Genomic DNA, 22,892 nt, shown 5'->3' on the forward strand with positions numbered 1-22,892 from the left:
CTCTATCTCGGACGATGGGGTGTGGGGGCGATATAGGTTTGGGACGGTCAGGTGTCAACGGGCCGGCTCGCCGTCGCCCGTCCTAAATCGTCGGGCCGCGCTATTCGGACGCGTCGCGCGCCGCGTCAGCGACGAGTAGCGCGCCGCCGATCAGCACCACCCCGGCGCCGATCGCGATCCAGCCGACCGTCGACACATTGTTACGCCGACTGGTATCGATCGGTCGCCCGTTGAGCAGCAGCCGGTTGTCACGCTCCAGCGAAAAGCCGATCCGCGTTTCGTTCGGGCGGTGCCCGCTGCTCGATTGGCGGGTGCCATCGAAACCGACCACGTCGCGGGTCAGGCGGAGTTCGACCCGGGGCGGCGCTTTCGTCCGCTCGCCGCCGATCGGGATGGTCAGACCTACGCCCACGACACCGTCAACGCGCGTCAGCCCATTTTGATAGGCCAGCGGCTCGGCCATGGCCGAGGTCGTCAGTGCCGCGCCAATCAACAGCCCACCCAGAATCCGCATATCCGCCCCCTTTGCCGCTTCGTTTTCCACTCCAGTCGATCGTCGCATCTTAGGCTGGCACCGCAAGACGCAAAAATAGCACCGGTACGCGAAATCGAAAGACCGCGCCGTCGCTATGCCGGTTTCCAGCTCTTGCGATCTTCCGCCTGCTTGAGCACCTCGAACGCCGCCTGCCCTGCCGCAAAGCGCTTGGCGGCGTCGGCGTCGCCGGGTTTGACGTCGGGGTGGGTTTCCTTCGCCAGCGCGCGCCACGCTTTCTTCACCGCCTCGAAATCGGCGTCGGGTTCGAGGTCCAGCACGTCGAGCGCGCGCATTTCGTCGCTGCTGCGCGTGCCGTCGCCGGGGCCGCCCCACGCATAATGCTGCGCTCGCGCATAGCTGCGTGCGCCCTGCGCTTCCTCGGCAGCGCGGGCGGCGGCGTCTTCGGCGCTCAGCCCTTCGAAATAGTCCCAGCCGCGATTATATTCGGCGGCATGGGTTTCGCAGAAATACCAGCGCTCGGGGCTGTTCGGGGACTTCGGCGCGGGGCAGTTGCCGGGATCGCTACAACCATGCCGGTCGCACAGGCGGACCTTCTGCGCCTCATTGTTCGAACCATAGGGGCGCCAGCGGGGGAAACCCCAGTCATCGGATCTTTTGGCGCGGCTCATCAGCCCCATGTAGCCATTGGTCGGCCTGATTGCTAGCCGTCGGCCGCCACAAACCTAGGCTTCAGGCTTGTAGCCGAACGCCTTGCCCGCCAGCTTGACGACCGCGGGGTCCAGATCGGGCGGGGTCATCGGCACGATGGCCTCCAGCGTCTCGGCAATATGGGTCAGCGCCGCGATGCGCGCCGCTTTCTTGTTGTTGCCGTCGATCACCTTCCATGGTGCCCAGCGCGTGTTGGTCTGCGCAAACATCTCGTTGATCGCGGCGAGATATTGTTTGCGCTTGGCGCGGTTGCGATAATCCTCGCTCCCGGTTTTCCAGCGCTTCCACGGATCGTTCAGGCGATCGGCAAAGCGCTTATCCTGTTCGTCCTGCGTCAGGTGGACGAAAATCTTGACCAGATTGGTGCGGCTGCCGGTCAGCTGTGCCTCGAACTCGTTGATCTCGTCATAGCCCTTGCGCCATTCGGCCTCGGTGGCAAAGCCCTCGACGCGCTCGACCAGGACGCGCCCGTACCAGCTGCGGTCAAAGATCGCGATCTCGCGATTGCCGGGCAGCCGTTTCCAGAACCGCCACAGGAAATGGCGCGCCTTTTCCTCCTCGGTCGGCGCGCTGATCGGCCACACATCGAAATAGCGCGGATCGAGCAGCGCGGTGATCCTTTTGATGATCCCGCCCTTGCCCGCCGCGTCCCAGCCTTCGAACATGATGATGCTGCGCTGGCCATGGGTGATATGCGCCGCCTGCACACGTTCCAGCCGCTCCTGCAAGGCCTCGATCGCGTCGGAATGGTCGCCGTCGAATTTGGCGCCGGTCTCATAATCGGAAAGCGAAATGGTCATGCCGCTGTCTAGCGCACTCCCCCCTATCCTACCAAGCGCTCAGGCTGTCACTTTCTGGCACAGCCGGGTCGCCGCGGCTACTCGGCGCCCATGGCCGCCTTGCGCGCGGTCCACGCGCCCAGCGCGCGCCGATAGCGATCAAGCCGCGCCAACGCCTCTGGAACCGCGCCGCCCCGCGCACCCTGTCGCTGCGCATCGCCATACCAGTCCGCCGCCGCGTCGAGATCGCCCTCCATCTCGTTGCAAAGCCCCAGGTTGAATGCGAGTGCTGCGGTCGGCTCGACATCGCGCGTCAGCGCGGTCCACGCGGCACAGGCGCCGCCCTGATCGGTCTTCGTCAGCCGCACCGCTGTCTTAAACGCGGCCTGGGCCAGTTTCGCCAGCCCCTTCGTGCTTTCCTCGACGCGGACGTCGATCAAATAGTCCCGCGGGGCAAGGTCGCCGCGGATCGTCCGCACCTGGTTGCGGAAAGTGGCGGCGAAATAATCCTCGACGCTCGTCGGGGCGCTCCGATCGGGGCAAAGCGTCACCTGATCGCGCGCATTCAGCGGCCGGGTGTAACGGATCGATCCGTCGCCGATGGCAACCAGTCGCACCGTTGTCGCAACGACCGCGGCACGGCGGCGACACCGGATATCGACGTCGATTTCCTTGATGCACTTCTTCTTGTCGGCGGGGTCATATTCAGTGCAGCGGCGGCGCTTTTCGATCACGGGCGTTTCATCGACGCTGGCGCGTACCGTGCCGGTGACCAACGCGTCGGTCGGCGCCCCCGATTCGGGCGCGACGACCCGGTAAAAGCGGCTGCCGTGAAATGTCGCGGCCGCGAGTTCGGCTTCGAGCGCCTGCGCAAAGGCCGCGCCATCCTCGCCCTCGAACCGCTCGATCGATATGCGGAGCAGGTCGGTGACATTAGCCTCGGCGGGATCGCCGGTATTGATCGTCAGCGTTTCGGCGTTCGCGGGGACCGCGAGACTTAGCAAAGCCGCACCCAGCATCCATCGCGCATCGATCATGACCGCCCCCCCATTAGCGAGTTTCCGCCGAGCTATCGCAGCCGTCGGTAGCTGTCAAAACCGCGCGAGGACCGGGGTCAGATTTCGTTGGCGATCAGATCGGCCAGCCGCTGCGGCGCTTCCATCGGGATGAAATGGCTCTGGTCGGCCCATTGCTCGTCGCGCACCGCGCCAAGTGCGGCGCCCAGCCCGGGCCAAGTCGGGCTGACCGAAAAGTCGAGGTTGCCCGCGCGCTCACCGGTTCGGGCGCGGATCACGCTCACCGGCGCGCCGACCGCCCCCAGCCAGTCGTACGGGTTGGTGCGCAGCGCATTCTGATAGACCGACGCTTCGAGAGCGGGCGGACAGGCGAGATCGAAGCCGTCTCCATCCGCGGCAGGCAGCAGGCCGAAGCGACAATAGTCCGCGAGCGCTTGCGGCTGCCAATGCGCATAGGGCGCACGCGAAGCAAAATGCGCGTTCATCGCCTCCCACCCGTCCCAGCGCGCGCGCCGCCGTGCCACCGGATGCTCGACCGGATCGGGGACCGGCACATCGGCGGCGCCGGCGTAAAATTCGGGGGGCATGATGACCGGATCGATCAGGAAGATATGCGCAAAGGCGTCGGGCCGCTCAGCCGCCAGCCGGGTCAGGACATAGCCGCCCATGCTGTGACCGCATCCGATCAGGCGTACCCCGGCGAACCCGTCGATCAGCGGCAACAGTGCGTCGGCGGTGACGGCCCAGTCGGACAGCGAGGCGGGTTTGGCGCTGCGGCCATGACCGAGTTGATCGGGCGCGATGACGTGGGTGCCGGGCGGCAAGGCCGCGACGACCTGATCCCACAATCGCGCGTGAAAGCCGGTCGCGTGCAGCAGCAGCAGCGAGGGCCGGTCGGACGGCTGGCCCCATTCGAACCAGCAAATCTCGCCCGCCGGGGTGTTCAGCCGGTGTTCGCGCAGCTCGCTCACGTCATCCCCCGGATCGTCATCGCGACGAAGGCCGGGATCTCGCCGTCGCGGCTAGACGGGAGGTTGAGATCCCGGCCTTCGCCGGGATGACGGAGCAAGGAGGGAAACAGCAACGAAGGTTTAGCCCTTGGGTCCGTCCACGATACGAATACCGAGTTCCTTGAGCTGCTTGTCGCTGACCGGCGCGGGGGCGCCCATCATCAGATCCTCGGCCTTCTGGTTCATCGGGAAGACGACGACTTCGCGGATGTTCGGTTCGTCGGCGAGCAGCATCACGATGCGGTCGACGCCCGGCGCCGAACCGCCGTGCGGCGGCGCGCCGAATTTGAACGCGTTGATCATGCCGCTGAAATTCGCATCGACGTCGGCCTGGCTATAGCCCGCGATCTCGAACGCCTTGTACATGATGTCGGGGCGATGGTTGCGGATTGCGCCCGACGACAGCTCGACGCCGTTGCAGACGATGTCATATTGCCAGGCGAGGATGTCGAGCGGGTCCTTGGTTTCCAGCGCCTCCAGCTCGCCCTGCGGCATCGAGAAGGGGTTGTGGCTGAAATCGATCTTGCCGGTGTCCTCGTCGGCCTCGAACATCGGGAAATCGACGATCCAGCACATTTCGAACTTGTTCGGATCGATAAGGTCGAGCTGTTCGGCAACGCGGGTGCGCGCGAAACCGGCGAGTTTCGCTGCGGTCGCTTCCTTGCCCGCGGCAAAGAACAGGCCGTCGTCGGGACCGATGCCAAGCTCGGCCGCAAGCGCGTCCATCTTGTCACTACCGTGGTTCTTGGCGATCGGTCCGCCCCATTCGCCGCCTTTGCGCGTCGCATAGCCGAGACCGGCAAAGCCTTCGCCCTGCGCCCAGCTGTTCATGTCGTCGAAGAATTTGCGGCTCTTTTCGGCGGTGTTCGGCGCCGGGATCGCGCGCACGACGTCGCCCGCGGCGACGATGTCGGCGAAGCGGCCAAAGCCCGAGCCGGTGAAGTGCGACGAAACGTCGGTGATGATCAGCGGGTTGCGGAGGTCAGGCTTGTCATTGCCATATTTCAGCATCGATTCGCGGTAGGGAATGCGCGGGAACGAGCCCGCCGGGGTCACCGACTTGCCATTCGCAAATTCCTCGAACACCCCCGCGAGCACCGGCTCGATCGCGTTGAACACATCGTCCTGCGTCACGAAGCTCATTTCGAAATCGAGCTGGTAAAATTCGCCGGGCGAACGGTCGGCGCGCGCATCTTCGTCACGGAAGCAGGGTGCGATCTGGAAATAGCGGTCGAAGCCCGCGACCATCAGCAGCTGTTTGAACATCTGCGGCGCCTGCGGCAGCGCATAGAATTTGCCGGGATGGACGCGGCTTGGCACCAGATAGTCGCGCGCGCCTTCGGGCGACGAGGCGGTCAGGATCGGGGTCTGATATTCGGTGAAGCCCTGTTCGACCATGCGGCGGCGCAGGCTCGCGATGACGTTCGAGCGCAGCAGGATGTTGGCGTGCAGGCGGTCGCGGCGGAGATCAAGGAAGCGGTACTTCAGGCGAATATCCTCGGGATATTCCTGTTCGCCGGCGACCGGCATCGGCAATTCGATCGCCGCCGACTGGACGGTGACGTCGCGCGCGCGCACTTCGATTTCGCCGGTCGGCAGGTTTGCATTGACGGTTTCCGCCGAGCGGGCAACCACGTCGCCGGTGATCGTCACGACGCTTTCTGCGCGCAGGCCGTCGAGCGTCGCGAACACGGCATCGCTCGAGTCCGCAACGATCTGGGTCAGCCCGTAATGGTCGCGCAAATCGACGAACAGCAGCCCGCCATGATCGCGCTTGCGATGCACCCAGCCCGAGACGCGGACCGACTGTCCGACCTGTTCGGCGCGAAGCTGGCCGCAATTATGGGTGCGATAGGCGTGCATGTGATTGTCTTTCAATGGTCGGAAGGACGCGCCAAAAGCGCGCCGTTATGGCCGCGCCTAAGGCAGCGCGGGGAGCGATTTGTCAAGGCTTGGCGCGTCAGCAAGTCAGCCCCAGACCGTCGAGCACGTCGCTGGCGAAGAGTGCGCGGTGCGCCGGATCGGGTATCAGGCGATCGCGCGCGCTGCGCCAGCGGCGGTAATCCTCGCCATAATCCGCCGCGACCCGCCCCGCCTCGAGCTGGCAGCTCTTGGCCCAATGGCGGGTAAAGGCGATCCCTTCGGCATCGAGCCGTTCGACGACGCGGGCGTAGGCGTCGGCGGTCCGTCGGCTACGCGGGCCGTCGAAATCGATCACTGCGTTGGCCGGAAAACGGGCGGGCGCCAGCAGCCCTTCGGCGCGCGCCATGAAACGCACGGTGACGACGGTCGACCCGCCGTGGCGCGCATAAACCTCGCAAATCAGCTCGAATGCATGCGCCAGATCGGCGCGGTCGATCGTCACCGACGCATTGAACAGATCGGCCAGCGGGCGGTGGGTGTCGAGCCCCTCCCCCCAGCTGCCATAGACTGGCGGCGCATCGACATCGGGGCCGCTGGCATAGCCCTGTTTCATCGCAAATTGCAGCAGCGCGCCGCGCGCCCACGGATAATCATCGAGCAACCGCCCGAGCAGGCTGAGCGCGTCATAGCCTGCGCCAAGCTGTCCCGGCGTCGCGCGCGGATAATCGTCGCGCCATGGTTCGCGATAGAGGAAGCGCAGCATCGCGGGGCGCTTGAATGGCTTGTAGGGATTGACGATCATCTGGACGAAATCGGGATCCTGATCGAGCGCATAAGCCGCCGAAAAGCGCCGGAAATCCCCCGCCGCCAGCCAGCCCAGCGCAGCGCGATCGACCTTGCGGAGATTCTGGATCGGGCGAACAAGGAATTTCGGAACGCTGCCGACGACCAGCGCGGTGACGACGCCGAGCGCGCCGACCGGCAATTGCGCCGCCGCAATCACATCGTCATCGCGCAGCGGGGTCGAACCCGTCGCCGCGATAAAGCTGTCGCTCATCAACCCGGCGGCGGGTTCGATCCAGTGAACGCCCGCGGGCGTCACGATCTGCACCGCGCGGATATGGTCCTGAATGCCGCCGCTGGCGATCATCGAACCGTGGGTACCCGTCGCCGCGGCGCCCGCAAAGGTCTGCCCATTGCCGGCGCCGCTGGTCCACAGCGAGCGCCCCTGCGCCTCCAGCTTGTCCGACACTTCGTCGACCAGCGCCCCCGCCTCGACCAGCATCAGGCCGTTGGCATCGACGCCCGCGCGGACGTCGGCGGCATTGATGCGAAAACAGCGGTTGAAACGGCGCGTGTGGAGCAGCCAGCATTGCGATGCGATATTGACGTTCGACGGCGACCAGCCAGCGCCAAGCGGGCGGACGCGGCGGTTCGCCAAGGCAGCCGCGGCGAGCCAATCCTGTACCGCTTTCGCCGCGATCGCGATCTCGTCGCGCCCGCGCGGTGCGTCGCCGCTGCGCAGCGCAAAGCGCGTCGCCGCTTCGCAGGTGCCGGTGCCATGATAATTGGTCCAGCGCCCTTCGTCGCCCAGTTGCACCAACGGCATCAGGCGTCTCCCAACGGCAGGATACCCGCATGGGCGCGCCAGGCGACGGTAACCGGGCGCAGAAAACCGACCGTCGCGATCGCGATCAGCATCTGGCGCCGTGTTGCGAAGACCCGCACGTCGCTGAGGCCGTGATCGGATTCGGGGGTGACGAACGGCTGCGCGGCCTCCGCCGCGAAGCCCCAGCCTTTCAGCGTCACCACCATCGATTCTTCGTCGAGCGGCCGCGGATTGGCGATCGAGACGAAAATATCGGCCTGCCCCGCCAGATACTGGCCGAAAAGCAGCAGAAACGCGAGCGCCGCGAGCGCCCATCCGAGCCACATCATGCCCCAAACCCCTTCGTTTTTCCCCTGACCGGTATTCCGGTTCCACGACCCGAAGAGCACGGACAATTTTTCCTGCCCGTTCCTTTCAACTAGCTGTATAGGCGCGCTATGCAAGTCCATCCGTTGATCGAAACCAACGCCGCGCTGGTCGAATTTTGCGACCGCATTCGGAACAGCGATTTCATCGCGGTCGATACCGAATTCATGCGCGAAAATACCTTCTGGCCAGAGCTTTGCCTGATCCAGGTCGCCGACCGCGAGCATGCCGCGGCGATCGATCCGATGGCGCCCGGCATCGACCTGAAGCCGCTTCTCGACCTGCTGGTCGATAACGAGGATATGCTGAAGGTCTTTCACGCCGGCGGCCAGGATGTCGAAATCATCTTCAACCTGACCGGCAAGACCCCGCATCCGATTTTCGACACCCAGATCGGCCAGATGGCAATCGGTCAGGCCGAACAGGTCGGCTATTCGAACCTGGTCGAGGCGTGGATCGGGCTGCAACTCGACAAGGGCGCGCGCTTTACCGACTGGAGCCGCCGCCCGCTCGACAAGCGCCAGATCGACTATGCGGTGGGCGACGTCACCCATCTGGCCAAGATTTTTCCGATGATGCTCGACAAGCTGGTCAAGACCGGCCGCGGGCATTGGCTGGACGAGGAAATGGAAAAGCTGGCCGATCCGGCGAATTACAGCGTCGATCCGGACAAGGCGTGGCAGCGGATAAAGATCCCGTCGCGCAAACCCGACGTGCTGGGCCGCTTGCAGGCGCTGGCGGCGTGGCGCGAGCGCGAGGCGCGATCGAAGAATTTGCCGCGTGGACGCATCGTCAAGGACGAGACCCTGGCCGACCTGGCCGCGCATCCGCCCAAGGATCAGGACGGCCTCGGCCGCGTCCGCGGGCTGTCGGCGACCTGGCGCAGCAACGACATCGGCGCGCGGCTGATGGACGCGCTGGCGAACGCCCGCCCGATGGACAAGGACGACATGCCCGACCGTGCGCCGCGTGGTCCGGGGTTGGGCAAGGAAGGCGTGCTCGTCGCCGACCTCTTGAAGCTGCTGCTCAAGATCCGCGCCCGCGAACTCAATGTCGCGGCGCGGCTGATCGCGCGCAGCGACGATCTGGAGGCGCTGGCCGCCGGCGCGCGCGAGGGCATCGCGATGATGCGTGGATGGCGCTACGACGTCTTCGGCCACGCCGCGCTCGATCTGGTCGAGGGACGGATGGGTTTTGCGGTCAAGAACGGCAAGCTGGTGATGAGCGAAATCGACGCGGCGGCCGCGAGCGAGGGTTAACGCCGCGGCGTCATACCGTCGCCCCGGCGAAGGCGGGGGCCGCTCGCGTTTTACGCCTCGATCGCCGAACAACGCCGCTTGCGGCCCCCGCCTTCGCGGGGGCGACGGCATATCAAAGCATCACCAGCTCGGCCTTGGCATCCAGCGCATGCGCCAGCGAGCGCAGGCGGCGCTCGACCGACTCGCCCGCCAGATGATGCCAGCCATGGTCGAGGCTGAGCCGCAGCTTGCCATCGACCAGCACGATGTGGCTGGCCTTCAGCGGCGCCTCGACCCCGCCGGTCAGTCGCTGTGCCAGCCGGATCGCCAGCCCCCATTGCCGCGCGCGCGCCAGCCGGTCAGCGGTGACGAGCCTGCCCATGTCGGGGAAATCGCTGTCGGCACCGCCGAACCCCGCGTGCAGCGCGCGCGCGAGCAGGATGCGCCCCGGAATGTCGATGCCGCGCCAGTTGCCGTGCAGCCCGATTTCGGTGCCGCGTTCAGCGCGGAAGTCGGGGTTCGCCGACCAGGCGACGTCGCTGAGCAGGCTGGCGGCGAGCCGGACGCGGCTGTCGGCGGGCGCTTCGCCGGCAAACAGCGGCGCAATCCATTCGGTGATCGCCCGCCCGTGCGGCGCGAAGCGCGCAAGGCGGCGCCCCTCGAATTCGGCGGCGACGATCAGCGGGTCCTGCGCGCGCGTTTCGGCGTCGAGCGCCTGATAGAGCAGCCCTTCGCGCAGCCCCGACGACGACACGGTCATTTCGGGAACGTCGAGGATGTTCACGAGCGCCGCGAGCAACGCCGCCGCATCGGGCAGCGCCGCAGCGCGGTTCGACGCCATGCCGGGAATGGCGCGCAACTCCTCGAAGCTCAGGCGGTTGGTTGCGCGTACCAGACGGCGCAGCGCCGACCGTGGCAGGCTGTGCTGGTCGAGAACCGCGAGCGGGTCTTGCGTCAATTCGAGATCGAGTCGCGACAGCGCGCGCCACGACCCGCCGACCAGATAGAGGGGCAGTCCCGACATCCCGTCGGGCCAGCCGGCGCCGCGCAGCATCTTGCGGACGGCGCGCTCGAACGCCTGTTGCCCCTGCTTGCGCAGCGCGGGCAGGCGCAGCACGCCGAGCGGGAAAGATGCACGGCGCCCGACCTGTCCGTTCGCGACCTCGGCCAGTTCGAGGCTGCCGCCGCCAAGGTCGACCGCGATACCATGCGCGTCGGGGATCGCCGACAGCACGCCATAACCCGCGGCTTCAGCCTCTTCCTCGCCCGACAGCAAGCGGATCGCCAGCCCGGCATCGGCGGCGCTGGCGATGAATTCGGGTCCGTTTTCAGCGTCGCGCACGGCTGCGGTGGCCACGCACAGCAGGCTTTTGACCTCCATATGCTTCGCGAGCAGCGCATAGCGGCGGAGCGCCATGAGCCCGCGCATCGCATCCTCGCTGGCGATCCGTCCGTCGACTGCCAGCCCGCGGCCGAGCCCAGCGGCGACCTTTTCGTTAAAGATCACCGCGGGCGCGCGCGACGGTCCTTCATAGACGACGAGGCGAACCGAGTTCGAACCGATGTCGATCACGGCCGAACGGTGAACCGCCGACTTCGAGGCGCGCAGCAATCCCAAGGCGTCAGACTTCGCGCATCGTGAAAGCGAGCGTCGGGACGTCCTGACGCTTGTGCAGCGCCGTCCCGCGACCCGACAGGGACGGGTTGTTCATGAAATAATGATGCAGGTTGAAAGGCTTGTCGCCAGACGCGGTTCGGACATAGATGCCGTCGGGTTGCAGCACCCAGCTTTGTTCATTGTCGATCAGATTGGCGACCAGCACCTGATCGAGGATCTGGTCGTGCACCGTCGGGTTGTCGATCGGGATCATATATTCGACGCGGCGGTCGAAATTGCGCGGCATCCAGTCGGCGCTGCTGATGTAGAGCTTCGCCGTGCGGTGCGGCAGCGGCGCGCCGTTGGCGAAGGCCCACACGCGGCTATGTTCGAGGAAGCGGCCGACGACCGATTTGACGCGGATCGTCTCGGAGAGGCCCGCGACCCCCGGACGCAGACAGCAGATACCGCGCACGATCAGCTCGACCGGCACCCCCGCCGCACTCGCCTCGTAGAGCTTGTCGATGATGTCGGGATCGACAAGGCTGTTCATCTTGGCCCAGACCCCCGATGGCGCCCCCGCCTTCGCCGCCGCGATTTCGGCGTCGATCAGCTCGCTGAGATGCTGGCGCATGTTGAGCGGCGACATGGTGATGAGGTCGAGCCGTTCGGGTTCGACATAGCCGGTGATGTAGTTGAAGAGCTGCGCCGCATCGCGCCCCGCGCGCGGATCGGCGGTAAAGAAGCTCAGATCGGTATAGATACGCGCGGTGACCGGGTGATAATTGCCGGTGCCGAAGTGGCAATAGGTGCGATACCCTTGCCCCTCGCGGCGCACGACCATCGAAATCTTGGCGTGCGTCTTCCATTCGATGAAGCCGTAAACAACCTGCACCCCGGCGCGTTCGAGCTGGTTCGCCCAGAGCAGATTCTGCTCCTCGTCGAAACGCGCCTTGAGCTCGACGACCGCGGTCACCGATTTGCCCGCCTCGGCTGCCTCGATCAGCGCGCGGATGACCGGCGACTGGTTGCCCGCGCGGTAGAGCGTCTGCTTGATCGCGACGACGTCGGGATCGGCGGCCGCCTGCCGCAGGAAGGACAGCACGACATCGAAGCTCTCGTATGGGTGATGGACGACGATGTCCTTCGAGCGGATCGCCGCGAAACAATCGCCGCCATGTTCGCGGATGCGTTCGGGAAAACGCGGCGAATAGGCCGGGAATTTGAGGTCGGGACGATCGACGTCGACGAGCGCCGACAGCGCCGCGAGCCCGATGAAGCCGCCGATCTTGGCAACGATCGCCTCATGCCCCTGAATGTCGGCATTGAGCAGCGCCGCGATTTCGGCGGGCATGTCGGCTTCCAGCTCCATCAGGATCACGCGACCGCGGCGACGGCGGCGAATCGCGGTGCGGAAGAGGCGGACGAGATCCTCGGCCTCTTCCTCCAGCTCGATGTCGCTGTCGCGGATGATGCGGAACACGCCCAATGAGCGGATCGCAAACCCCGGAAACAGGAGGTCGCCGAACAATTCGATCAGAAATTCGATCGGGACGAAGCTGGTCGCCTGCCCAGGCACCGGCACGAACCGCGGCAGCGAGGCGGGAATCATCACCAGTTCGCGGAGCGTGTCGCCGCTCGCCTTGTGCTGAAGGTCGAAAATGACCCCAAGGCCGCGGTTGGGGATGAAGGGAAAGGGATGCGCCGGGTCGAGCACCTGCGGCGTCAGGATCGGGAAAATCTGGTCGATGAAATATTGGCGCAGCGCGGTGCGCAACGCTTCCTTGTTCGACCCCGCGCCGTGGACGACAATGCCCTGTTCGGCGAGCTGGCGATGGAGCAATTGCCATTCGCTCTGCTGCTGGTCGACGAGGCGGTGGACCTCGGCCTCGATCTCGGCGAGCTGTTGCCCCGGCGAGCGGCCATCCGCCGACGGGTCGTCAATCCCCTGAAGCTGCTGCCCCTTCAGCCCCGCGACGCGGACCATGAAGAATTCGTCGAGATTGCTGCCCGAAATCGACAGGAAGCGGAGGCGTTCGAGCAGCGGGTGCGCGGGGTTGCGCGCTTCCTCCATCACTCGCCGGTTGAAGGCGAGCCACGACAGTTCGCGGTTGAAGAAGCGTTCGGAGCCGAAGCGCGGCGGCGTCGCCGCGGTGTCGGCGTCATTATCGGCGCGTAAGGGGCTGCCAGCTATCGACATGTCGCGTCATCCTGTCTTTCGAGCAAATCGGGATCGATGAGCCCCTGTGACAGTAATGTTTCACGCGTAAGACGAATGCCGATGCCGCCGCCCTTTTCGAGCGAGGCCGCATCGAGTGCCGCGACGACGCGGTGGATCATCGCATAGCTGCGTTCCATGCGCGGCACGATATAGGAGGCGACGCCGGGCGCCAAGGCCATCCCGCGCTGCGCAAAAAGCGTCTCAATCAGGTCGCGCGCAAGGCAATCGTCGGGATCGCCGATCGTCAGCACCGGCACCGCCGCGAGGCGCGAGCGGAGGTCGGGCAAGGCGATATTCCATGCGGTGGGCGACGCGTCGGCGATGATCAGCAGCGGCGTGCCGCTCGCCTGCGCGGCGTTCCACGCGTGGAAGATCTCCTCTTCCGAAACGCTATCGTGACCGTCGATCACGCGCCCGCCGGTGTCAGCGGCGAACAGGCGGCCCATCAGGCTGCGCCCCGAACCATGCGGGCCGGTGAGCACCGCGGTGCGGACGGGCCAGGTCGCCACATGGCGCAAATAGCGCACCGCATCGGCGTTACTGGCCCCGACGATCAGCGGGCCGTCGTTGGCGCCCCCTGCGCTCCAATCCAGCGGCAGGGCGATTTGACCGGAGCTTTTGCGCGCCATCAGCGGCTGATCCGCAGCTGGCCGCCGCCCTCCTGCACCGTAAAGCCGCGCGCGGCGAGCGCGGCGCGGAGCGCGGCGAGGTCGCCGCGGAAGGTCACGCGCATGACCGAGGTGCCGCCGAGCGCGAGGCTGGTCGTCGACGCCGACTGGACCCCCGCGACGCCCGCGACCGCGCGTTCGGTCGCGGTGACCGAATCGACGTCGGGCGAACTATACTGGACGGTGAAGCTTTGCACCCCGGCGGCGGCGGTCACCGGCACGCTGCTGTCGGTTTCGGCGGGCAGCGCATCTTCGTCGGTGGCGAGCGTCTCTTCGGGCAAATCTTCGCGTTCGACCGGCTTTTCGAGCACAAGATAGGTGTCGGTCCGAAGCACGCCCGCGGCGAGTGCGTCGATATAGATGCGGTCCATGCGGGCGACCGCCTTTTCCATCATGTCGGGCAGCGCCGCGGGGCTGGGCCCTGTCATCGTGAAGCTGGAAATCAGCTTGCTATCGGGACCGAAGCGCGCGGTGAAATGGCCTTTGATCGGACCGCCGGGATAGGAATATTCGACGCGCGCGATCGCCGTCAGCACGTCGGCGGCGCCATATTGGTCGAGGATCACGCGCCACCAGACGCGGCCGCGGCGGCCGGTCTGCCCTGCGTTGATCAGCAGCGTATCGGCGCCGGTGCCTGCGGTACGGACATAGTCGATCGCACTTTGCCCCGTATTATATTCGGCCCAAGCGCGCTGCCACGCGCTGCGCTGTTCGAACACCTGCGGGATGCCGTCGATCGAATAGACGGGGATGACAAGCAAGGGCGCCGAGCGGAGCGTACGGCCGCTGACTCCCAAAATCTGACCCGCGCGGACGCGATCGAACTGGACGCCGAGGCGCGCGACGTAGCGGCGCGGGCCGATCTGTTCTTCCTCGACTACGATCGCGGTGACGATGCCGTCGAGCACCGAATCGCCGAGCGCCGGGCCATCGCTGCCATTGAGTTTGCGATAGAGCTGCGCCCAGCCCTTGCGCTGCGCCTCGCGCCAGCCCTTGGTGCGCGCATCGTCGGCATTGTCGCCGGTGACGTCGACGAGGATACCGCTGGCCAAGAAATCGCCGCTGCTGTTGATCGGAGTGATGCCGCGATTGCCGCGGGTGATCTGGCCGTCGACGATCCCCGCGAGCAAAATCGCGAAGAACAGGCCGACAAGCGCAGCCCAGCGCCAGTCACGGGGCGCCAGCGAGCGAGGGAAAAGGCTCGGGGCGAAGCGGGGAAAGGCAGCCGAAGTCATATCTTCTCTATGCTCTGCCCAAAAGCGTGGCCCCGGACAAGGAAATCATGGCATTTCGTGGCCAGAGTCGTTAGTCGCGCTGGCCATGGATTCCAAGCACAACTCACCCGCCTCCTACACATATGCGCAGGCTGGCGTATCGATCGAAACCGGCAACGCGCTGGTCCGTGCCATTGCCCCGCTCGCCCGCGCGACGCGCCGTCCCGGTGCCGATGCCGACCTTGGCGGTTTTGGCGGCTTTTTCGACCTGAAGGCCGCGGGCTTCAACGACCCCCTGCTGGTCGCCGCAAACGACGGCGTGGGAACAAAGCTCAAGCTTGCGATCGAATCGGGCAAGCATGACGGGGTCGGGATCGACCTCGTCGCCATGTGCGCGAACGACCTGATCGTGCAGGGCGCCGAGCCGCTGTTTTTCCTCGATTATTATGCGACCGGCAAGCTCGATAACGACGTCGCTACCGAAGTCGTCGCGAGCATCGCCGAGGGCTGCAAGCAGGCTGGCTGCGCACTGATCGGCGGCGAGACCGCCGAAATGCCGGGGATGTACTCGGACGGCGATTACGATCTCGCTGGTTTCTGCGTCGGCGCGGTCGAGCGCGACCAGGTGCTGACCGCCGACAAGGTGGCCGCGGGCGACGTCATCCTCGGACTCGCGTCGTCGGGGGTCCATTCGAACGGCTTTTCGCTCGTACGCCGATTGGCAACCGACAAGGGCTGGAAACTCGACCGCCCTGCCCTGTTCGACCAGAATATCCTGCTGATCGACGCGCTGATGGCGCCGACGCGCATCTATGTGAAGAGCCTGCTCCCGCTGGTAAAGACCGGCAAGATCCACGCGCTGGCGCATATCACTGGCGGCGGCCTGCTCGAGAATATCCCGCGTGTGCTGCCCAAGACGCTGCACGCGCATGTCGATGCCGATGCGTGGGACCAGCAGCGATTGATGGCGTTTCTGCAGGCGCAGGGGAATATCGAGCCCGAGGAAATGGCGCGGACGTTCAATTGCGGGGTCGGTATGGCGGTGGTCGTTGGCGAGGACGATGTTGCCGAGGTGACCGCAGCACTGGAAGCCGCGGGCGAGACGGTCCACCGGATCGGGCATATCGCCGAGGGCGAAAAAGGCTGCACCGTCACCGGCAGCGCCGAGACGTGGAGCGCGATGGGGGCATGGAGCGCGACGCATAATGGATAATATCCTCCCTGTTGCGCAGCAATGGGGAGGTGGCAGCCCCGCAGGGGCTGACGGAGGGGCCGGTAGCGCGGCGTTTTCGCCCCTCCACCACGCCCTTCTGGCGCGGTCCCCCTCCCCACGCTTCGCGCCGGGAGGATTGGCGTGAAAGCCAGAGTCGCCGTCCTGATTTCGGGCGCAGGCACCAATATGGCGGCGCTGCTTTATGCGGCAAAGGCCGCCGACTGCCCCTATGAGATCGTGCTGGTCGGCAGCAACGACCCTGACGCGCCGGGACTCAAGATCGCCGAAGCCGAGGGCGTCGCTACCTGGGCGCATCCGCACAAGGGCATGGCCCGCGACGCATTCGACGCGCTTGTCGACACCGAACTGCGCAAAACCAAGGCCGACTTCGTCGCGCTCGCGGGCTATATGCGCATCCTGAGCGACGATTTCGTCGCGCGCTGGGCGGGCAAGATGCTCAACATCCACCCCAGCCTGCTGCCGCGCTACAAGGGACTCGAGACCCACCAGCGAGCGATCGACGCGGGCGATAAGTTCGGCGGGTGCAGCGTCCACATCGTCACCCCCGGGGTCGATGACGGCCCGGTGCTGGCGCAGACGCCGGTCGCGATCTTGCCCGGCGACACCGTCGAAACCCTTGCCGCACGCGTGCGGATTGCCGAGCATCAGCTCTACCCGCCGACCCTTGCCGCCTTCGTCACGCGCGAACGATCGCCCGACTATCTGCGCGCCCGCGTGCGCCATCTGGCGATGGCATTGCCCGAGGCGGACGAAGTATTATCCCACGGCATGCCCTGCTTCGGGATCGTGAAGGGCAAGAAATTCGCCTATTTCACCGAGGATCATCACGGCGACGGCAAGATCGCGCTGCTGGTGAAGATCAGCGGCGCCGACGAACAGGCACAGCTGATCGAACTCGACGAAGAGCGTTATTACCGCCCCGCCTATTTCGGCGACGGCTGGGTCGGCATCCGCCTCGACCTCGGCGACACCGACTGGGACGCGATCGGCGAGTGGCTGCGCAAGAGCTGGCTCGCGGTCGCGCCGAAGAAACTGGCTGGGTTAATGGGGATTGCCGACGAATTCTGACAAAAAAGGCCGCCGGAGCAATCCAGCGGCCTTTCTATATCCGTCGTCCCCGCGAAGGCGGGGACCGCTATCGGCGTAGCGTCATGCGGCTTGCGGCCCCCGCCTTCGCGGGGGCGACGCGTTTTTATCAGCCGACGATTTCTTCGGGCTTGAAGAAGTACGCGATTTCGATCGCGGCGTTTTCGTCGCTGTCCGAACCGTGCACGGTGTTCGCTTCAATGCTTTCGGCCAGTTCCTTGCGGATCGTGCCGGGCGCGGCGTCCTTTGGGTTGGTGGCGCCCATGACGTCGCGGTTGCGCTGCATGGCGTCTTCACCTTCCAGAACCTGGACGACGACCGGGCCGCTGATCATGAAGTCGACGAGTTCGCCGAAGAAGGGGCGTTCCTTGTGGACGGCATAGAAGCCCTCGGCCTGTTCGCGGCTCATGTGGATGCGCTTCGACGCGACGACGCGCAGGCCAGCGTCCTCCAGCATCTTGGTGACGGCGCCGGTCAGGTTGCGACGCGTGGCGTCGGGCTTGATGATCGAAAAAGTGCGGGTGACCGCCATGGGGGAAGCTCCTGTGTTGTTATGGTCTGCGATGCGCGCGCCTCTAGCCGCGCTTTCGCGCCGCCGCAAGGTTGGAGAGTGTACCCCGTACGGGCGCGCGTCAGCCGCCGCCGTGGGTGATGGTGCCGTTCACCTGCGATCCCGTTTGCGTGGCCGTGATCTGCACCCCGCCCTGGCCGTCGCCGGATTTTTCGGCACCGATGATCATGGTATCGCCGCTCTTGATCTCGCTGGTGACCTTCATGCCCGCCGCTTCGGCCTGTTTGCGGAAATGCGCGATGACATCGGCGGCCTTGGCATCAACCTCGAAACTGGCCATCCCGCCGGTGCCCTCGGTGCCGCTGGCCGAAAAACCCCCGGTCATCTTCGAGCCTGGATAGGGGGCAAAGCCCGCCGGGAGCTTGGCGTTGTCGGCGCCGCCGCCGAACACCATCTCGCCGTCCTCGGTCTTGATGCTGACCTTGCCGCTCTCGCCGTCGTCGCTGCTGGTAATCTTGTAATCGGCGGTCTGCCCGGTTTCCGGATCGGTGTAAGTGCCGCTGGCAACTTCGGACTCCGATTTCGAACCGCAAGCGGCAAGGAGCAGCGCGCTGGCCGCCAGGGCAATAACGGAAATTCTGGTCATGATCGGCTCCCGTTGCTGATTATCCTGATCCGTGCCACCGCGCGCGCAATCGCGCGGTGACCCTCGTCACACTCACGGCCCCTCCGACCAGCGGCCGTTTTCGTCCTGTTTCCAGAAGCGGTTATCGATGTCGTCGCGCGCGGCAAGCGCGCGCCAGAGTGTACGAGCGTCGTCGATGCGGCTGTTGTCGAACATCAGAAAGCTGCGGTCGAACCCCAGCGCCTCGTCGCGCCATTCGCCGTCGGCGAGCGCGACATGCGTTGCGCCATTGGCGACCGCGGCGTCGAATGTGCCGGAAATCAGGATCGGCTCGATTGCCGCGTCGGGCGAGCCGGCGTGGCCATGCGGCAGGAAGCTGGCCGGCTGCAACGTCCACAGCGCGTCATCGATCGACTGCCGCTGCATCGCAGGCGCGGCAACCACCAGCAGGCGGTCGCCGTTCGCCAAAACGCGCGCCGCGATGGCGGGGAGAACCCGTTCAACCGGGTCGCGGGTCAGCCGGTAGAAGTCGACGCGCGACACATAATTCTCCGCTTAGCCTCTCACCGAAACCCTGAGCCTGTCGAAGGGTGCCTATCTGAAAAGCGCCCTTCGACAAACTCAGCGCTACGGTAGTTACCCATCGATCAACCCTCGTGGTTCTCGGCGATATAACGGTCGAGCAGACGCACCCCGTAACCCGTCGCGCCCTTGGCCCACACCGGCCCGTCCTTGTCCGACCAGGCCGTACCGGCGATGTCGAGGTGCGCCCAGGCAACGCCCTCGTCGACGAAGCGTTTCAGGAACTGCGCCGCAGTGATCGAACCGCCCTCGCGCGGGCCGATATTTTTCATGTCGGCGATCGGGCTGTCGATCAGCTTGTCATAGGCTGCCGAGAGCGGAAAGCGCCACAGCTTGTTATTGCTCGTCTCGCCTGCGGCGATCAGCTTGTCCGCAAGCGCGTCGTCATTGGCGAAGATGCCAGCATATTCATGCCCGAGCGAGATCACCATGGCGCCGGTCAGCGTCGCGAGATCGACAATGACCTTCGGCGAATACATCTTCTGTGCCCAGGTGATCGCGTCGCACAGCACCAGCCGCCCCTCGGCGTCGGTATTGAGCACTTCGACCGTCTGGCCCGACATCGTCGAGACAATGTCGCCGGGGCGCATCGCATTGCCGTCAGGCATGTTTTCGACGAGTCCGACCACGCCCACGACATTCGCCTTGGCCTTGCGGCCCGCAATTGCCTTCATCGCGCCTGCGACGGCACCCGCGCCGCCCATGTCCCATTTCATCATGTCCATGCCGGGGCCGGGCTTCAGGCTGATCCCGCCGGTGTCGAAGGTCACGCCCTTGCCGATGAAGACCACCGGCTTGTCGCCGTCCCTGCCCCCGTTCCAGCGCATCGCGAGCAGCCGCGGCGGACGGGTCGAACCCTGCGCGACGCCGAGCAGCGCGCCCATACCGAGCGCCTGCATCTGGCGTTCATCGAGCACCTCGATTTCGACGCCAAGCTCGGCAAGATGCTGGCAGCGTTCGACGAAGCTTTCGGGATAGAGGATATTCGGCGGTTCGGCGACGAGCGTCTGGGTCAGGGCGACACCATCGGCGATGGCTGCGTTCTCCGCCCAGCGTGCCGCCAGGTCGCGGTGCGGCGACGCGATGGACAGCGACTTGAGGCTGGGCTTTGCGTTGTCGGCAAGCCGCGTGCGATAGGTGTCGATCCGCCAGCTCCGCAGCTTTGCGCCCATGGCGAACGCCAGCACATCCTCTTCATCGACTGCGCCCGCGCTTGCAAAATCGACATGGACCGCCGCGGCGCCGCTGGTCTGCAAGCGCGCGGTCAACGCCCCGCCCGCACGCTCGAGGTCGTGCACCGACCCTTCGCCGATCCCGACGAGCAGCAGGCGCAGCACGCGCCCGCCATCGACCGCGGCGGTTTCGGCAATCCCGCCCGCCGCGCCCTCGAACCGCGCCTGTGCCGCGGCGCCACCCATCAACGCACCGTGCGGCTCGCCCAGTGCTTGGACGAAGGCGTTCAGCTCGCCCTTGCGGACCGGAAACGCGACGACGTCGGCAGACGCATCGATTTGCGCGACAAAGTGAATGTCCATTCGGTAACTCTCTTATGCGAAGATTGATTGCAACGTGCGGGACCGATAGGGGTTTCGCTTGCGAGTTGCAAAAACAAAGCAGCCGGTCCAACCCGGGCGGACGCGATCGATCAAGTGGGACAAAGTGATTAAATGAGCTGGACTTTGTTCCAAAGCGCGCACCGATCGCAGCGGCTGTGGCTGGCCACCGCGAGTGGATTTGCGCTGCTCGCCAGCCCTGCGGCGGGACAGCAGATCGGCGATTCGCGTCCCGCGCAGGAAATTGCTGGCGAGCCCGATCTTCAGACCCCCGATATTGCGCCGGTCACCTCCGACGCCCCGGCGGTCGCCGCCGACGATCAGGTCGGTTTTGCCGCCGACAGCCTGAATTACGACAGCGATACCGAAGTCGTCGTGGCCGAGGGCAATGTCGCGATGAACCGCGAAGCGATTTCGATGCGCGCGGACAAGGTGACGTGGAATCGCAGGACGGGCCAGGTGTTCGCCGAGGGCAATGTCGCAATCAAGAATCCCGAGGGCGACATTGCGTATGGCGACCGGATCGAGCTGACCGATAGTTTGCGCGACGGCGTCGTCGAAAACCTGCTCGTTGTGCTCGACAACGGGTCACGGCTAGCCGCGGTCAAGGGCACGCGGTTCGAGAACGGCAATATTCAGCTGGAAAATGCCGCTTACACCGCCTGCCCGGTCGAGGACGCCGACGGTTGCCCCAAGAACCCGAGCTGGCAGATCCGCGCTGTCCGGGTGACCTATGACCGAGCGAACAACAAGGTCCGCTACAAGGGCGCGCGGGTCGAGATTTTCGGCCTGCCGCTGATCCCGCTCCCCGGGCTCAGCCATCCGGCGAACAGCGAGGCTGGCAGCGGCATTTTGGTACCCGAGATCCGGCTCGACCGCAGCAACGGCTTCGAAATTGCTGTCCCTTATTACCTGCGCCTGGCACCCGATCGCGATATCACCATCACCCCGCACCTCTACACCGGCGCCGCACCGATGCTCGAAGGCGAATTCCGCGCGCTGACCGACATTGGTTCGTTCCGCATCAACGGCTTTGCGACCTACAGCTCTTTGGTCCCGCTCACCGGCGAAGACCCCGACAGCCGCAAACGCTTTCGCGGTTACCTTGAAAGCGCCGGCAAGTTCCAGTTCGACCCGCGCTGGAGCTTCAGCTATTCGGGCCGTATCGCGACCGACCGGACGTTCATGCGCCGCTACGACATCAGCCGCGACGACCGGTTGCGCTCGACCTTCGAGCTCGAGCGGATCGGTGGCAATTCCTACCTCTCGATCGCGGGTTGGGCGACGCAGACGCTGCGCGCCAACGACAGCCAGGGGCAGCAACCCATTGCGCTGCCGATCATCGATTACCGCCAGCGTTTTGCCGATCCGGTGTTGGGCGGCCAGGTCGAGTTGCAGCTGAACACGCTGGCGATCGGGCGCACCGCGGGACAGGATACGCAGCGCGCCTTTGCGGGTGCTCGCTGGGATTTGCGCGGCCTGACGCGGCTGGGGCAGGAAGTCACCTTGACCGCACTGGTACGCGGCGATGTCTATCACAGCGATGAAAATCTGCTGACTGCGATCCCCGGCTATCGCGGCAAGTCGGGCTGGCAGGCGCGCGGCATCGCGGCGGTCGCCGCCGACATGCGCTGGCCCTTTGTCGGGGAGTTTGCAGGCGGCACCCAGACGCTGACTCCGCGCGTCCAGATCGTCGCCACCCCGCCGATCGAAAATATCGACATCCCCAACGAGGATGCCCGCGCCTTTGATCTGGAAGACAGCAACCTGTTCGCGATCAACCGCTTCAACGGCTATGACCGGTTCGAGGATGGCGCGCGCATCACCTATGGCGTAGAATGGAATTTCAGCCGCCCGGGCTTCAACATCAGCAGCAGCGTCGGGCAAAGCTATCGCCTGTCGGACAAGCCCGCCCTGTTCCCCGACGGGACCGGGCTGACCAGCCGCACGTCGGACGTCGTCGGGCGGACGACGATCGCCTATCGCGACTTTTTGCGCCTCACCCACCGCTACCGGCTCGACAAGGATAATCTGGCCATCCGCCGCAACGAATTTGATGCGACGATCGGCAGTCGGTCGACCTATGCGGTACTCGGATATTCGCGGCTCAACCGCGACATCCTGTTGCTCGGCGAAGATTTCCAGGACCGCGAGGAAGCGCGCGTCGGCGGACGGGTCAAGGTGGCACAATATTGGTCGGTCTTTGGTTCGGCGATCGTCGATCTGACCAAGCGAAGCGACGATCCCTTGAGTACCGCCGACGGGTTCGAACCGATTCGCCACCGACTGGGGGTGGCCTATGACGACGATTGCCTGTCGATCGCGCTGACCTGGCGCCGCGACTATGCCGATACCGGCGACGCCCGGCGCGGCAACAGCTTCTCGTTCCGCATTGCTTTCCGCAACCTCGGGTTCTGAACGCGTCGCTCAGCGTAGGTTCAGCGTGCCCGACCTAAAGGCGGGCTCGAAACACGTCCGGATGGCGGATTGCGCTGGACCATCGGGCGCATCCGCTG

The 22,892-nt window shown here is 65.5% G+C and carries 20 protein-coding genes; 4 read left to right on the top strand and 16 right to left on the bottom strand.

Going from position 1 to position 22,892, the window contains the following annotated elements; genetic code table 11:
* Positions 1–100: 100 nt before the first annotated feature.
* From SPYCW_RS10685 to SPYCW_RS19005, 8 genes are all read right to left on the bottom strand, one after another.
* Positions 101–514, bottom strand: coding sequence for a hypothetical protein (locus SPYCW_RS10685; RefSeq protein ID WP_145985976.1), 414 nt, complete (start codon positions 512–514; stop codon positions 101–103).
* Between the two features lie 113 nt (positions 515–627).
* The gene (locus SPYCW_RS10690; RefSeq protein ID WP_120218246.1) at positions 628–1,164 is read right to left on the bottom strand and encodes a J domain-containing protein; all 537 of its coding nucleotides are present in this window, start codon (positions 1,162–1,164) and stop codon (positions 628–630) included.
* A 54-nt stretch (positions 1,165–1,218) separates the two neighbouring features.
* Positions 1,219–2,004, bottom strand: a complete 786-nt coding sequence (locus SPYCW_RS10695; RefSeq protein WP_120216765.1) for a polyphosphate kinase 2 family protein — start codon at positions 2,002–2,004, stop codon at positions 1,219–1,221.
* Positions 2,005–2,081: 77 nt separating this feature from the next.
* Positions 2,082–3,020 carry a hypothetical protein gene (locus SPYCW_RS10700; protein ID WP_120216766.1) on the bottom strand — a complete coding sequence of 313 codons (939 nt, stop codon included), beginning with the start codon at positions 3,018–3,020 and terminating at the stop codon, positions 2,082–2,084.
* Positions 3,021–3,097: 77 nt separating this feature from the next.
* On the bottom strand, positions 3,098–3,970 hold the full coding sequence (locus SPYCW_RS10705) for an alpha/beta fold hydrolase (protein WP_120216767.1): 873 nt from the start codon (positions 3,968–3,970) through the stop codon (positions 3,098–3,100).
* A 120-nt stretch (positions 3,971–4,090) separates the two neighbouring features.
* Positions 4,091–5,872 carry an aspartate--tRNA ligase gene (gene aspS / locus SPYCW_RS10710; protein WP_120216768.1) on the bottom strand — a complete coding sequence of 594 codons (1,782 nt, stop codon included), beginning with the start codon at positions 5,870–5,872 and terminating at the stop codon, positions 4,091–4,093.
* A 97-nt stretch (positions 5,873–5,969) separates the two neighbouring features.
* A complete protein-coding gene (locus SPYCW_RS10715; protein WP_172595475.1) occupies positions 5,970–7,481 on the bottom strand; it encodes an FAD-binding protein in 1,512 nt (503 codons plus the stop codon).
* The gene (locus tag SPYCW_RS19005; RefSeq protein WP_168453280.1) at positions 7,481–7,810 is read right to left on the bottom strand and encodes a hypothetical protein; all 330 of its coding nucleotides are present in this window, start codon (positions 7,808–7,810) and stop codon (positions 7,481–7,483) included. Before SPYCW_RS19005 ends, SPYCW_RS10715 begins: the two co-directional genes overlap by 1 nt.
* Before the next feature lie 108 nt (positions 7,811–7,918).
* On the opposite strand from SPYCW_RS19005, the gene rnd reads away from it, so the two are divergent.
* The gene (gene rnd, locus SPYCW_RS10720; RefSeq protein WP_120216770.1) at positions 7,919–9,106 is read left to right on the top strand and encodes a ribonuclease D; all 1,188 of its coding nucleotides are present in this window, start codon (positions 7,919–7,921) and stop codon (positions 9,104–9,106) included.
* 112 nt (positions 9,107–9,218) lie between these two features.
* Here the strand turns inward: rnd and SPYCW_RS10725 are convergent, their stop codons facing one another.
* From SPYCW_RS10725 to SPYCW_RS10740, 4 genes are read right to left on the bottom strand one after another with little or no spacing between them, the layout of a single operon-like run.
* Positions 9,219–10,703: a Ppx/GppA family phosphatase gene (locus tag SPYCW_RS10725; RefSeq protein WP_120216771.1), complete on the bottom strand. Its 1,485-nt coding sequence runs from the start codon at positions 10,701–10,703 to the stop codon at positions 9,219–9,221.
* Positions 10,704–10,707: 4 nt separating this feature from the next.
* A complete protein-coding gene (locus SPYCW_RS10730; RefSeq protein ID WP_120216772.1) occupies positions 10,708–12,882 on the bottom strand; it encodes an RNA degradosome polyphosphate kinase in 2,175 nt (724 codons plus the stop codon).
* Positions 12,873–13,532 (bottom strand): HdaA/DnaA family protein, encoded by a 660-nt coding sequence (locus tag SPYCW_RS10735; protein ID WP_120216773.1) that lies wholly within the window; start codon positions 13,530–13,532, stop codon positions 12,873–12,875. The genes SPYCW_RS10730 and SPYCW_RS10735 overlap by 10 nt, the downstream gene beginning before the upstream one ends.
* Positions 13,532–14,806: a heavy-metal-associated domain-containing protein gene (locus tag SPYCW_RS10740; protein WP_120216774.1), complete on the bottom strand. Its 1,275-nt coding sequence runs from the start codon at positions 14,804–14,806 to the stop codon at positions 13,532–13,534. Before SPYCW_RS10740 ends, SPYCW_RS10735 begins: the two co-directional genes overlap by 1 nt.
* 85 nt (positions 14,807–14,891) lie before the next feature.
* On the opposite strand from SPYCW_RS10740, the gene purM reads away from it, so the two are divergent.
* Positions 14,892–15,998, top strand: coding sequence for a phosphoribosylformylglycinamidine cyclo-ligase (gene purM / locus SPYCW_RS10745; RefSeq protein ID WP_120216775.1), 1,107 nt, complete (start codon positions 14,892–14,894; stop codon positions 15,996–15,998).
* A 141-nt stretch (positions 15,999–16,139) separates the two neighbouring features.
* On the top strand, positions 16,140–17,087 hold the full coding sequence (purN, locus tag SPYCW_RS10750; RefSeq protein ID WP_120216776.1) for a phosphoribosylglycinamide formyltransferase: 948 nt from the start codon (positions 16,140–16,142) through the stop codon (positions 17,085–17,087).
* Between the two features lie 127 nt (positions 17,088–17,214).
* On the opposite strand, the gene ndk is transcribed toward purN, so the two are convergent.
* The 4 genes from ndk to SPYCW_RS10770 all read right to left on the bottom strand — a co-directional run bounded on the left by ndk (position 17,215) and on the right by SPYCW_RS10770 (position 20,358).
* Complete coding sequence (gene ndk, locus SPYCW_RS10755) at positions 17,215–17,637, bottom strand: nucleoside-diphosphate kinase (RefSeq protein WP_120216777.1); 423 nt, start codon at positions 17,635–17,637, stop codon at positions 17,215–17,217.
* A 100-nt stretch (positions 17,638–17,737) separates the two neighbouring features.
* Complete coding sequence (locus tag SPYCW_RS10760; protein WP_120216778.1) at positions 17,738–18,262, bottom strand: hypothetical protein; 525 nt, start codon at positions 18,260–18,262, stop codon at positions 17,738–17,740.
* A gap of 72 nt (positions 18,263–18,334) precedes the next feature.
* A complete protein-coding gene (locus tag SPYCW_RS10765; protein WP_120216779.1) occupies positions 18,335–18,784 on the bottom strand; it encodes a DNA polymerase III subunit chi in 450 nt (149 codons plus the stop codon).
* 104 nt (positions 18,785–18,888) lie between these two features.
* On the bottom strand, positions 18,889–20,358 hold the full coding sequence (locus SPYCW_RS10770) for a leucyl aminopeptidase (RefSeq protein ID WP_120216780.1): 1,470 nt from the start codon (positions 20,356–20,358) through the stop codon (positions 18,889–18,891).
* Positions 20,359–20,490: 132 nt separating this feature from the next.
* Between SPYCW_RS10770 and SPYCW_RS10775 the strand changes: the two genes are divergently transcribed.
* Positions 20,491–22,794, top strand: coding sequence for an LPS-assembly protein LptD (locus tag SPYCW_RS10775; RefSeq protein ID WP_172595476.1), 2,304 nt, complete (start codon positions 20,491–20,493; stop codon positions 22,792–22,794).
* Positions 22,795–22,892: the final 98 nt, after the last annotated feature.

This window comes from Sphingopyxis sp. EG6, assembly GCF_003609815.1.
Lineage (GTDB): Bacteria > Pseudomonadota > Alphaproteobacteria > Sphingomonadales > Sphingomonadaceae > Sphingopyxis.